At 42.7% G+C, this 13,164-nt stretch carries 13 protein-coding genes; 10 read left to right on the top strand and 3 right to left on the bottom strand.

Annotated features, from left to right (window positions below):
• Window positions 1-44: 44 nt before the first annotated feature.
• Window positions 45-821, bottom strand: a complete 777-nt coding sequence (locus E1160_RS03355) for a substrate-binding periplasmic protein (protein ID WP_155153584.1) — start codon at window positions 819-821, stop codon at window positions 45-47.
• Between the two features lie 156 nt (window positions 822-977).
• Here E1160_RS03355 and E1160_RS03360 point away from each other — a divergent pair, with 156 nt between their 5' ends.
• Window positions 978-1,853, top strand: a complete 876-nt coding sequence (locus tag E1160_RS03360; protein WP_155153585.1) for a 3-hydroxybutyryl-CoA dehydrogenase — start codon at window positions 978-980, stop codon at window positions 1,851-1,853.
• A 6-nt stretch (window positions 1,854-1,859) separates the two neighbouring features.
• On the opposite strand, the gene E1160_RS03365 is transcribed toward E1160_RS03360, so the two are convergent.
• Window positions 1,860-2,432: a TlpA disulfide reductase family protein gene (locus E1160_RS03365; protein WP_155153586.1), complete on the bottom strand. Its 573-nt coding sequence runs from the start codon at window positions 2,430-2,432 to the stop codon at window positions 1,860-1,862.
• A gap of 165 nt (window positions 2,433-2,597) precedes the next feature.
• Between E1160_RS03365 and argH the strand changes: the two genes are divergently transcribed.
• The 4 genes from argH to E1160_RS03380 are packed head-to-tail and all read left to right on the top strand — an operon-like array spanning window position 2,598 to window position 8,004.
• A complete protein-coding gene (gene argH / locus E1160_RS03370) occupies window positions 2,598-3,983 on the top strand; it encodes an argininosuccinate lyase (protein ID WP_155153587.1) in 1,386 nt (461 codons plus the stop codon).
• 20 nt (window positions 3,984-4,003) lie between these two features.
• Window positions 4,004-4,132, top strand: a complete 129-nt coding sequence (locus E1160_RS17355; RefSeq protein ID WP_268890597.1) for a hypothetical protein — start codon at window positions 4,004-4,006, stop codon at window positions 4,130-4,132.
• Between the two features lie 37 nt (window positions 4,133-4,169).
• Window positions 4,170-5,459, top strand: coding sequence for a diaminopimelate decarboxylase (lysA, locus tag E1160_RS03375; protein ID WP_155153588.1), 1,290 nt, complete (start codon window positions 4,170-4,172; stop codon window positions 5,457-5,459).
• 55 nt (window positions 5,460-5,514) lie between these two features.
• The gene (locus tag E1160_RS03380) at window positions 5,515-8,004 is read left to right on the top strand and encodes a DUF4175 domain-containing protein (RefSeq protein WP_155153589.1); all 2,490 of its coding nucleotides are present in this window, start codon (window positions 5,515-5,517) and stop codon (window positions 8,002-8,004) included.
• Between the two features lie 87 nt (window positions 8,005-8,091).
• Here the strand turns inward: E1160_RS03380 and E1160_RS03385 are convergent, their stop codons facing one another.
• Window positions 8,092-9,357: an MJ0042-type zinc finger domain-containing protein gene (locus tag E1160_RS03385; RefSeq protein WP_155153590.1), complete on the bottom strand. Its 1,266-nt coding sequence runs from the start codon at window positions 9,355-9,357 to the stop codon at window positions 8,092-8,094.
• A gap of 388 nt (window positions 9,358-9,745) precedes the next feature.
• Here E1160_RS03385 and ftsE point away from each other — a divergent pair, with 388 nt between their 5' ends.
• The 5 genes from ftsE to E1160_RS03410 all read left to right on the top strand — a co-directional run.
• A complete protein-coding gene (ftsE, locus tag E1160_RS03390) occupies window positions 9,746-10,450 on the top strand; it encodes a cell division ATP-binding protein FtsE (protein WP_328597113.1) in 705 nt (234 codons plus the stop codon).
• Window positions 10,451-10,452: 2 nt separating this feature from the next.
• Window positions 10,453-11,343: a cell division protein FtsX gene (locus E1160_RS03395; RefSeq protein WP_155153591.1), complete on the top strand. Its 891-nt coding sequence runs from the start codon at window positions 10,453-10,455 to the stop codon at window positions 11,341-11,343.
• A 2-nt stretch (window positions 11,344-11,345) separates the two neighbouring features.
• A complete protein-coding gene (locus E1160_RS03400; RefSeq protein ID WP_155153592.1) occupies window positions 11,346-11,966 on the top strand; it encodes a YdcF family protein in 621 nt (206 codons plus the stop codon).
• A gap of 46 nt (window positions 11,967-12,012) precedes the next feature.
• On the top strand, window positions 12,013-12,741 hold the full coding sequence (locus E1160_RS03405; protein WP_155153593.1) for a lysophospholipid acyltransferase family protein: 729 nt from the start codon (window positions 12,013-12,015) through the stop codon (window positions 12,739-12,741).
• On the top strand, window positions 12,741-13,164 hold a 424-nt coding region (locus E1160_RS03410; protein ID WP_155153594.1), incomplete at its 3' end, for a GNAT family N-acetyltransferase. The genes E1160_RS03405 and E1160_RS03410, both read left to right, overlap by 1 nt.

Genomic DNA, 13,164 nt, shown 5'->3' on the forward strand with positions numbered 1-13,164 from the left:
TTTAAAGGAACTGCAATCTTGTGAAGCGTATAAACACAAAATGATTAATTTAAATAGCTATTCCAAAGTAAATCCAAAGAACCATCTTTATGTATTTCGGCCAGAACTTTATTTATCTTTGTAGCTAATTCATCTGCATCAGATCGTGTTTTAGACACCATAAAATGCAAATCGAATGTCTTATCTGTCTCAAATTTGCGGATCACTAAACTATCTGGCAATACGTCTTCATTCCCGTATCGATAATGTCCATTAAAAACCTGATACAAGGTCAGATAGCCATCACAACGCTTACTATCCACCATATATAAACCTTGCTTCACACCAGAGGCACGCGTTGAAATTTGATCATTAGTAAATCCGTAAGGGACTAAATTCGTACCGCGATTAGAACAAATGATTGCATCTTTCAGATCAGTAGCCTTCAGCATCTCTGATTGCGCCCATTTGGAATCCTGCCGAACCGCCACAGCCGGATTCAACACATGCATCTTTGATGTATAAGCAAAAAACGCTTGTCGATCAGCTTTAAAAGAGCCATCAATAATCATGTCAAAGCCGCGCCCTTCTTTTGCGCTGTTAAAACAGCGTTTCCACGGCAAAGCCTTAATCTCCAGATCGATAGATAGCTTGGCAAAAATAGCCTTAGCCAAGTCGATAGATACGCCTATCATCTCCGGGTTTCTGGGTTCTTGAGGATTGGTGAAATGATAAGGCGGATACCCACCATTTCCATGACAAGCAGAAATTTTTACCTCAGCATATGCCGTAGACATATATCCAAACACCAACACAATCCCAAAGCAAATATTCTTCAGCATTTTTATCTTCCTTGCTCATATACGCAAACCGAACTTATTGATTTATTTAATTATTGCCCCTTTTCCTCGTCACCTTGGGAATTAAGTGGACATTTCTCGGTTTCCGACTAAAACTATATCCGTTTGAAATTTGCTAGTAAAGAATGGGGATCTATCATGATTAAGACAGTTGGCGTAGTTGGTGCCGGACAAATGGGAAATGGTATTGCCCATCTTTGTGCGCTAACGGGTGCTCAAGTCAAACTCATGGATATTGATCCTGCAGCAATTGAGGCTGCTTTGACCTTGATTTCGAGCAACATGGATCGACAAATCAAACGTGGTACTATTAACGAGACAATGAAACATGATTCATTGGCACGCATCGAAACAGGCACTGGTTTTGAAATCTTCAAAGAGTGCGACATTGTCATAGAAGCGGCCACGGAAGATGAAGAAACCAAACGCAAGATCTTTCGTGATTGTATCCCTCACATATCAGAGGCGTGTATTCTTGCTACCAACACCAGCTCCATTTCCATTACTCGCCTTGCGGCAAATACCGACCGTCCTGACCGTTTTTGTGGCGTTCATTTCCTGAAACCAGCCAATGCGATGCCTCTAGTTGAAATGATCCGTGGCCTGGCAACTTCTGAAGAAACTTTTGAAACCTGCCTCAACTTTGTGGAAAAGCAATTAGGTAAAACCACAGCTGTTTCCGAAGATTTTCCGGCTTTTATCGTAAATCGTATCCTACTTCCAATGGTGAATGAAGCGATCTACACATTATATGAAGGTGTAGGTAATGTAACAGCCATCGATACGGCAATGAAACTTGGCACCAAACATCCTCTAGGTCCGCTCGAGTTAGCAGATTTTATTGGCTTGGACACCTGCCTTGCTATTCTAAACACTCTGCATCATGAACTGGCCGATAATAAATATCGCCCATGTCCGTTATTGGTGAAATATGTGGAAGCTGGCTGGTTAGGACGTAAATCTGGTCGCGGGTTTTATGACTATTCTGAAGACACACCGCGCCCGACACGCTAGGTTCCATTATTCGTTAATCACATAATCGATCATGGCCTTAGCGTCGTCCGACGCCCAATGAGCTGGACCTGTATAATATCCAACCACCAAACCTTCTCGATCGATTAGGAATGTTGCAGGCAACCCTTTCACCCCAAAAGCACGACCTAGTTTGGTGCGTTTATCAACAAACAAATCCAGATTTTCCAACTTCAAACGGTCGCGCAAAAATGGGCCAGCTTTCTTTGCCCCCATCAAATCTTGTGAAATGGCCACAACCTTAAAATCATCGGAACCTAAATCGGCCTCTAATTGATCTAGATCCGGCATTTCTTTAATACATGGCGCGCACCAAGTCGCCCAAAAATTCACCAAGATCACCTGCCCTTTAAAATCTTTGATATGACGTACATTCCCCTTCCCATCAAAGAAGGGAACTTCCGGTGCCAGCTCACGTTGTTTTAACAGGATAAAACCACGCATATCCCCTTTTGTCGGAGGGAAATCATCAGAAGCTTGGGCAGATTGCATAATAGGCTGGTCAAGCAGGAGAAAGGCCGCTAAAACGGCAAACAACAATTTTATTTTGAAAAATTTCATCTTTGACCTGCTGAATAGATAGAATTGTTCCTGAATGTCACTTGGTTGACGAATATATGTTTACCTAGTGCCAGATATGAGATCAATAGACCTTCCTCTCACATTTGGGTGAAGGCCGTATAAATTCAAGAACTGGCACAAAGAAAAAGAATATGAGGAGTTCCTATGAGCGCCAATGAGATGTGGGGCGGACGTTTCGCCGGTGGACCTGCTGCGATTATGCAAGAAATCAATGCTTCTATTGATTTTGATAAACGTATGTATCTACAAGACATTCTTGGATCCAAAGCCCATAGTGACATGCTTGCGGCAACCGGGATCATTAGTGAACAAGACCGTGATGAAATTCACCGTGGTCTTACCCAAATTCAGGAAGAAATAGAAGCGGATAAATTTGAATTCAGTGCGGAACTGGAAGACATTCACATGAATGTAGAAGCGCGTCTGAAAGAAATCATTGGGGATGCCGCAGGTCGCCTGCATACTGCACGTAGCCGTAACGATCAGGTTGCAACTGATTTTCGCCTTTGGTTACGCGATGCGATTGACAGTTTAGATGCACAATATGCGGATTTGCATAAAGCGTTAATCAACAAAGCAGAAAAACATGCGGATGTTGTAATGCCGGGATTTACACATCTTCAAGCAGCGCAGCCAGTCACATTTGGTCATCATTTACTGGCTTATGCAGAAATGGTGGGCCGTGACCGTAGTCGTCTGGCAGATTGCCGCAAGCGCCTAAATGAATGTCCATTAGGTGCAGCCGCTTTGGCAGGAACATCTTTCCCGACAGATCGGCATATGACTGCAAAGGCATTGGGTTTTGACGGTCCAACACGCAATTCTATGGATAGTGTTGCAGCTCGTGATTTTGCTATGGAGTTCTTGGCGGCAGCTTCCATCAGTGCCGTACATCTTTCTCGTCTGGCTGAAGAAATTGTTATCTGGGCATCTCAACAATTTAGTTTTGTTGCTTTGTCTGATGCTTTCACCACCGGCAGTTCCATCATGCCACAAAAGAAAAACCCCGATGCCGCAGAATTAATTCGTGCAAAACCGGGCCGTATCATTGGCTCTTTAAACGCGCTATTGATCGTGATGAAAGGCTTACCAATGACCTATGGTAAGGACATGCAGGAAGATAAAGAAGTCACCTTTGACGCCGCCGACAATCTTTCCCTATGTGTTGCAGTAATGGCCGGTATGGTAGAAGACATGGAACCACGCCCCGAATTCATGAAAGCAGCCTTAGTGAATGGTTTCCCAACAGCAACTGACCTAGCTGACTGGTGTGTACGTGTCTTGAATATGCCTTTCCGTGATGCCCATCACGTGACAGGTTCTTTGGTTGCATTAGCAGAAAAGAAAGAATGTGGTCTGGAAGATTTATCTCTAGCGGACATGCAGACTGTTGAAGCTAGTATCACTGAAGATGTTTTCTCTGTGTTATCAAGTGAGGCATCTGTAACCAGCCGAACAAGTTATGGCGGCACAGCACCGGAAAATGTACGTGCGATGGCCGCTGAAGCCCGTGCACGTTTCTTGAAATAAGTTAAAAGAAGGAAGATACCATGATCCGCAACATGATTATTGGACTAACAGTAATCCTTTTAACCGCTGGTAGTTTGTCTGCATGTGGTAAAAAACGCCCACCAGTTGCTCCTTCGCAGACTGAACAAGCCCAAGATACAACAAATTAATTCCCGTTCCCTAACAGGGTAGGATGAGGCTAATCCCATGAACCATTTTGATTATGTTGACGGTATTCTACATGCAGAAGGTGTATCCATTTCCGATCTAGCTGCAAAAGTAGGCACCCCTTTTTATGTTTATTCCTCGGCAACTTTAGAGCGTCATTATCAAATCTTTAAAGACGCTTTGGATGAGCAAGGTTTGGATACCTTAGTTTGCTATGCTGTGAAGGCCAATTCCAATCAGTCTGTATTGCGCACGTTGGGGAATTTAGGCGCAGGTGCTGATGTTGTTTCCGAAGGCGAAATGCGCCGTGCCTTGGCTGCAGGTATCCCGGCAGATCGTATTGTTTTCTCAGGTGTGGGAAAGACTGCTGCAGAAATGGCAGCTGCCATGGAAGAAGGAATACTAGAACTAAATGTGGAAAGTATTCCGGAGTTGGATACCTTATCTAAAGTGGCTGATGCCATGGAGACAGAGGCCCATATCGCCATCCGTGTGAACCCAGATGTTGATGCAAATACGCATGAGAAAATTGCCACTGGTAAAAAAGAAAATAAATTCGGTATTGATATCGAAATGGCCGGTCAGATATACGCCAAGGCCATGGAATTACCGGGTGTGAAACCTGTTTCAATCGCGGTCCATATTGGATCACAATTAACCGATCTAGCCCCATTCCGCGCAGCATTCACTAAAGTGGCCGAAACTGTTCAAATGTTGGACAATATGGGTGTCCCACTAGAACGTATCGACATTGGTGGTGGCCTTGGTATTCCTTATTCTCACGGAGATGAGGAACCACCTTTACCAAAAGATTATGCGAAAGTCGTCAAAGAAACCCTTGGTCATCTGAACAAGAAAATCATGCTTGAACCGGGTCGCTTGATCGTTGGGAATGCTGGCTTATTGGTATCTGAAGTAATTTTTGACAAAAAAGGTGATACAAAGCGTTTTGTCATTGTGGATGCGGCGATGAATGATTTGGTACGCCCTACACTTTATGACGGACACCACGAAATCATTGCTGTGGAAGAAGCCAAAAATGATGAAATTCATTCTCTTAGTGATGTCGTCGGTCCTGTCTGTGAAACAGGTGATACTTTTACGAAAAACCGTGAATTACCTGAATTTGAAACAGGTGATTTAATCGCCTTTGGTTCCGCTGGTGCCTATGGTGCAGTCATGGCTTCTACCTATAATTCTCGGCTTTTGGTGCCAGAAGTTATGGTGAAAGATGATCAATTTGCTGTGATCAGACCGAGACAAGATTACGAAGCTCTGATAGGATTAGACAAAACCGCCCCTTGGTTGGAAGAAAACCATTCCGAATAAGGGGTATTTGACCAACCTTTTTTTGGATGGGCGTCAGTCATTCTGACGGTCTTAGATGAGGAAACACGTAGTCAGGAACTTCGTCGGGCCCGTAAATATTGCGGTTACTTGGCTTGTCCTAATGACTACGGAGTTTATCAAGCATGGGCGCTTTGCGTTACTTTTCTTAAGTTTATGGCTCTGTCTCGCTCTAAGCCCACTTCCCAATATTCTATCTGGAATATTTCTGAATATAATTTCTTATGGGCTCATTGCTGCATTTCTTTATACAACTATTCTTTTCATAAGAAATGTAACCATTCCGTCATTTCAAGACATTTTAAAAGCGATCGAAGACAATAACGAACTGGAAAATCGCCCTTTAAGGTCTCTTAACGACAATCTGTCCCAACATTCAATTGCCCAGCGCGAGACGAAACAACTTTGGCAATTGCATCAAAAAAACTTACTTTCTGATCTACCCAAGCTTTCGCCCGGATGGGGAAAGCCTATTTGGGTTACAAAAGACCCATTTGCCTTACGATTTTTATGTCTTTTCTTGCTGGTAATATTTGCGACAGCTAACAATAAGCCTCTGAAGCAAATTCTTCTCGATAGTCTTTTACCAACTAATATTTTTCCCCCTTCTCTGCCTCTACAGATAGATGGTTGGATTACCCCACCAGACTATACAAGGATGCCAACGACATTACTTGAAATAAATCAAACCAAGGCGGATGAGCAAACCTCTAATGTCACGATTTTTCCTGTTCAATCAAATCTAGTTTTACAGGTCAATAATAGTAACGAAATTCCAGAACTCTATATTGACGGAATTAAAATAGCGAATAACTTTAAGCAACTCACGTCAAACAGCTTTCGGCTCGCAACTGATATAGAACAAGGTGGGCCTGCCGAGTTGCGCGTAGATGATGAACCAGTTGCTAAATGGAACTTTAGATTAATTCCCGATCTTCCCCCAGAAATAAATTTCAAAGGACAAATTTCATACACAAATAGAAAGAGCTTACGTATTCCTTTTATTGCTATGGATGATTACGGAATTAAGCAAATTGATCTAAGATTAACAAGAAATTCCGGTCAGCATGAATTTGAAAAAATTTTGCAACTACCCCTTATTGAATCCAACGGCCAAAAACGCGATTTAAGTTCAAGTCATTTCATCGATTTAACAGCACATCCCTGGGCAGGCTTACAAGTAAAGGCAGAATTGTTGATAACCGATGCTATTGATCAAATTGGTAGTTCCCTATCGCAAATCATCACGTTACCGCAACGTGCCTTCACAAATCCTGTAGCTCGACAAATCATTGCAATCCGCCGCTCTGTTGCCTTATCGAACTCTCCCGAAGAAATGACAGCTCAAGCAATTAGAACAGCATCCTTAGCAGAAAAATCAGATGCATATGAACATGACCAAACTGTTTATATGACCCTGCATATTGCTGCACGCCGCCTAAATGCAATTGACCGTATCGAACACAAACAAAACTCCATGCGCTTGCTATGGGATATTGCACTATATCTAGAAGAAGGTGCTGCTATCGCCAATCTTGGAAAACTTCAGGCTGCAGAACAGGATTTGATGGATGCTTTAAATCGTGGAGCGAGTGATCAAGAGATTGACCGCCTAATGCAAGCGTTAGAGCAAGCAATGGCTGAATACATGCAGGCATTGGCACGCGACTTACAATCTAATGATGCGCCCAAAACTGGCCTACAAAAGCAAATTGATGCTTCTCGTATGATGGATAGCAAAAGTATACAAGATATGATGGAGCAACTGCGCGAATTGCTAAAAATGGGTATGATGGATGCAGCACGCGATCTTTTGTCTGATATCCAAAACATCATGGAAAACCTTCAAATGGCGGAAGAGGAAGACTTACCTGAAAGCACTATGCAAGCTGTGGAGATGATTCAAGACATAGAAGAAATCATGAAGAAACAGCAACATTTGATGGAAAGAAGTTATAATCGAGCCATGGGACGCAATAGTGATTCAAGTCAAATTGATCATAATGAAACTCAAAATTCCTTACAAAACATGCAAGCTCAAAACCCCGAAGATATCGCTGAACAAGCTGCACTTGCAAAACAACTCAAACAATTACGCGAAGAATATAAACAATTGATGCAACAAGATGCACCCCAGAGCTTCATTGAGAGTGAGGAGGCAATGGGCGCTGCTAAACATTCCTTGGAGCAAGGCGACAACCATCAGGCATCCGATCTTCAGGGAAAGGCCATTGACGCTCTACAACAAGCACTAAGTCAAATGGAAGAAAGTATCATTGAACGTTTTATGAATAGTAATCAGCAATCTATTTCATCAGAAACCTCCCCCCAAGGGAAAGGCCGGGATCCCTTTGGTCGAAATATGCCAAATCCTCTCGGCACTAACAGCGAAGGCAGAAAAATACCTAATGCCTCTCAAATGGGTCGTGCACAATCCATTCAGCAAGAACTTCGCCGTAGATATAATGATAAATCCCGTGAGGAAGATGAACTGGACTATATAAAACGTTTATTGAAACCGTTTTAAATCCAACTCTTCTTAAACCTAACATGCATACCAAAAAGGCATCCCATGTAAGGATGCCTTTTTATTAAGATAGATAAAAAATTCATCTTATTGGACTGATTCCGAAGTTTGATCAGAGCTATTCTCGGAATCCGTTTCTTCTTTCTCTTTCTCCATCTCACGTGCAACTTCCGCTTCAGTTGCGAACGTCAACTCCAGAGAAACACCGCCAGTCGGTGGGTTAAGCAAACGAGATTCATATTTAACAGATTCACCAGGTAAAGCTTCCGGGTTTTCTGTTTCGAAATACCAGAAATAGATTTCTTCTTTTTGAGTATTCAATAATACGCCATTTAAGAATGGAATACGTACTGTCTCCGAAGTCGTATTCACGACCTCACCTCGAATAATCAAGGTCTGGTCCTGACCATTCGTTTCAATCTCGAATACTGGATCAGGTAGCTCTAAACCAAAACCGACAATATCTGGATGTATACCAAATAGAGCGTATACTTTTTTCGCCGGCGGGAAGGATTTTGTAATAGATTGATTAAAATACAAAGCAGGGCCGACAAAAATTCCAATGCAGAAAATCAAGATAAACCATGCTTTGAGCGGGGAGCGTGTTTTCTTTTTCACAACACGCTTCACTTTGACATTTTTCATATTCCGTGGAGGAATTGGTGGTGGGTCCATAGACAGGCTTGGCATGCCTGCTTTATCACGCGCTTCGTCTAAAGCTGCAGCGGTTTCTTCTGGGTCTTTGGAAGCAATATCTTCCAAATCCGGCATCTCGATTTCTTCTTCATCATCACCGCGTTCTTTGGCATCCACAGCAGATGCCAGAGCAAGTAATGCTTGCTCAAGCCCATCGGCACTCATTCCAACATCCGTTACAGGCGTGGACGGAATATACTTTATTGGATCAGGCTCAGCTTCCTGTGTTGCAGCTTCTTCTTCAGATGTTTCCTCCGCTGAGACTTCTTCGGCTACATTATCCTCAACTGTTTCATCAACGCCTGCCTCAGCTGCCGCTTCTGCGAAAATATCATCCACATCATCGTTTGTTGCTGCAACTTCCTCAACAACAGGTTCAGCAATCGGCTCAGGAGCCGGAGGTTTAGGAGGTGGTGGTGGAGGCGCAGCAGGGCGCGGTGCTGCTGCAACAGGACGTTTAGCCGCAGCTTTTTTGACAACACGTTTCGCTGAGCGCTTCGCACTTACTTTCTTAGCAGGGCTATCTGCAACAGCATCATCCGTAGTGGCTTTCCAGCTATGTGCACATTTAGCGCATTTAACAACACGACCCTGTGGCCCGATTGCATTATCAGGCACACGGAACTTTGTTGAACAATTAGGACAAGCCAAGATCATAGCGCGCGCTATCTACCCTATACTAGAATTAAGCAGAACTTTATTCATACCTACCTTTAAAGCCCCAGTCCTTAAAAGCAGAATAAAATCTACAAACATTTTTAATAGAATGCCTTTAATTCATACAAATGGTCAAGGATAAACAGCGTTAAAATTTTGTTAAGTGCCTTGATTCCACTATCGAAATTATTAAATCATGTATTATATTTGATAAAGGAAATAAGCTTACTCCACTTTCCTGCCTAGATTTCGCCCTATTCTTTAACTAACAAATAGATTGCAGCATTGCCCTTAAGAGAAAATCCTGTTATCCGATTTCTATAGGGAGTTGGGTAACCCTATTTATTAAGTTCAGTTTTTAAAACTTACTATCAGGAGCCTAGACCAAGTGATTCGGTTTGAAAATGTTGGTATGCGTTACGGTGCAGGGCCTGAAATTCTGCGCGACATTACCTTTACGTTGGCGCCAGGCTCATTTCATTTCCTGACAGGCCCTAGTGGTGCCGGAAAATCGTCCTTACTTCGCTTGCTGTATTTGGCTTACCGTCCCAGCCGTGGTCTCATTCATATTTTTGACAAAGATTTAGCGACCACACCACGAGAAAAACTCCCCATTTTGCGACGCAAGATTGGTGTTGTTTTTCAAGATTTTCGCCTGTTAGATCACTTATCTGCTTTCGATAATGTAGCCTTACCTTTACGCATTTCAGGCGTATCGGAAAAACAAGTACAGAAATATGTCAGTGAGCTTTTAGATTGGGTTGGCTTAACACATCATATAAATGCCAAGCCGCGTACTTTATCCGGTGGACAAAAGCAACGCGTTGCGATTGCTCGTGCAATTATTTCACGCCCTAAACTCCTTCTTGCTGATGAACCAACTGGAAATGTAGATGACGAAATGGGCGTACGTCTTATGTATCTGTTTCAAGAACTAAATAAGCATGGCACCACGGTTTTAATTGCTACACATAGCCAACATCTCATTGACCACTTTGGTCATCCAGTCATGCATATCGAAGATGGCACATTAGAAGTTCCCGCATCTGCCAGCGGCTTGAAGCGCTATCAATCAATGGAAGAAAGCGTGTAAAAATGGCCCGCACTGATCATCTTCCATTATCAACAGACCCATCTACTAAGCTGATGCCTTGGCTGGTTGGTTTTCTCGTTTTTATTGCCGTTCTGGCCACATCTGGGAGTATGCTTTTAACTGGCCTCGCTGATATGTGGGATAAAGGTTTATCAGGCTCTGTCACCATTCAAATCCCGCCACTGGAAGGGGATAGCGAAGTCGAAACCACAGCCAAGACAGAAAACATTCTTGAAGCAGTTCAAAAAACGCAAGGACTGGGTGAAGTCCGCCTTCTTCCAAATACAGAAATTATTGAACTACTCAGCCCTTGGCTGGGAGAGAATATAAATCCTGAAAATCTCCCCCTACCAAAGTTAATTGAAGCTGAAATAGATAATTTAGAAGCAGTAGACTTTGAAGAATTGAACAGAAGATTACGTGCAATCTCTCCTGGTGCAATTGTCGATAGTCATGATGTCTGGCGAGATCATATGATTGGCCTGTTAAATATCCTGCGTTTGGTTGGGTTGTCAGTTGTAGCGCTTGTCACATTGTCTGGCGTGATTATGGTTGTTTTTGCAACACGTGGCGGATTGGTGGCCCATAATGAAGTTATTGAAGTGCTACATCTAATTGGTGCCAGAGATTCATTCATCGCGCGCCAATTTCAATCTCATGTCTTTTGGGCAGCTTTAAAAGGGGCCGTCATTGGTGCTATTTTGTCTTTCGGTGTGATTTGGGGGTTAGCGGAAATGGCCAATAACCTAACCGGGGATAGTAATCTTTCCACCTTGCCAGGTCTGGACACTACCCAATTAGTGATATTAGGATTCATCGCCCCTATTGCTTCATTCATAGCCATGTATGCAGCACGCCGAACTGTTTTAACTACTTTACAGAAAATCATGTAAACATGCCGTTACTCAGGAGAAATAAAGGCCGTAAAAGAAAAACTTTGGCCTTCTGTATCCTGATCGTTGCGTCATGGGTCGGTGGTTTATTATGGTTTATCGATAGCATCCCTAAAACGCCTCAATTTTCAGATCAAAAAACCGATGCAATTGTTGTCCTGACAGGCGGCACTTTACGTCTGGAAGAAGGCTTAGACCTTCTTGAACGAGGTCTTGCAAATAAACTATTTGTTTCCGGCGTACATCGAGCGGTCAATGTCGAGGAATTACTGCGCCTTTCACGCGAAACGCCTTCTCAGTTGGATTGTTGTATCACACTGGGATATGAAGCCGACAACACACAAGGCAATGCCATGGAAACAGCTCTTTGGATGCATGAACAAGGCTTTAAGTCTATGCGCCTAATTACAGGCGGCTATCATATGCCACGCAGTTTAATGGAATTACAATATGTTCTCCCTGATACCGAGATTATTTTGCATCCCGTCTACCCTGACCATGTAAAACTAAATGATTGGTATCTATGGCCCGGTACAAGTTTATTAATTATTGGTGAGTATAACAAAACCATTTTCATCCCTATACGCAGATTGCTAACCCGCTTAATCACTGCTAAAGACTAACTCCTAAATTATTAGTATGGCTAACTTTGCTGACAGGTAAATTCCTATGATAGCGATCCGATCTTTTCTATTTTTGATCCTATTTTATGTCTATATGGCAATGATGTGTATCATCGGTCTGCCATTTCTTTTATTGCCTCGAAAATTTATGCGTCACATGGCAAAGTTCTGGTTGGGGGGCTGCCTTGTATTAACTAAATATGTGGTTGGGATTAACTATAGAGTTATTGGGCAAGAAAATTTACCTGAAGGCAGCGTGATTATTGCGGCCAAACATCAAAGTGCATGGGAAACATTGGCAATGCACTATTTGAATTTTGATTCTGCCTATGTTTTGAAGAAAGAGCTTTTATCAATCCCTCTTTTTGGTCGCTATCTTAGTAAAATGAACTGTGTCGCCGTTGATCGCAAAGCGGGCGCCAGTGCTTTGAAGGAGATGGTTACTCAATCTCGCATTGTTCTTGATAACAATCGCTCACTTGTAATCTTCCCCCAAGGTACAAGAACAGCCCCGGGTGAGGATCGCCCATATCATCCAGGGATTGCAGGCCTCTATACTCAAAACAACACAGCTGTTGTACCTGTTGCCCTCAACTCAGGTCAATTTTGGGGTCGAAATGCATTCAAAAAAGTACCGGGTACCATCACAGTCGAATATCTTGAACCCATTGAACCGGGCTTACCAAGACGCGAATTTATGAACCTGCTTAAAGAACGTATCGAAACAGCAAATAAACGCATCGAAGACGATGTTATCCAGGAACGTGGCTTCTAATGAGAGATAACTTCCAAAATTATGATCTTCGTAAAGCAATCCTAGAAGATGCAATCTCTTTATCAGAATGCATTGATAATGCTTATGCAAAATATACAGGTATTATAAAAGAACTACCGAATTTTTCGGATGGCATAGAAGAAGATATTCTAAGTAACGAAGTCTGGGTATTAACTGACAGCTCCACCATCATTGCCGGCCTCATCTTGATGCTGCAAGAAGGTTATCTGAAATTAGCCAATATCGCGATACATCCAGATTGGACCGGCAAAGGAATTGGACGTTATTTGCTAGAGTTTGCCGAAAAAAGAGCAAGAGATCTTGGCTATTCGGAAATGCGATTAAATACCCATATGGAAATGACTGACAATATCAGTTTATATCATCATTTAGGATGGAAAGATTTTGACCAAAAAGGTAAGA

Origin of the sequence: Curvivirga aplysinae, assembly GCF_009711445.1 — a bacterium.
Taxonomy (GTDB): domain Bacteria; phylum Pseudomonadota; class Alphaproteobacteria; order UBA8366; family Aestuariispiraceae; genus Curvivirga; species Curvivirga aplysinae.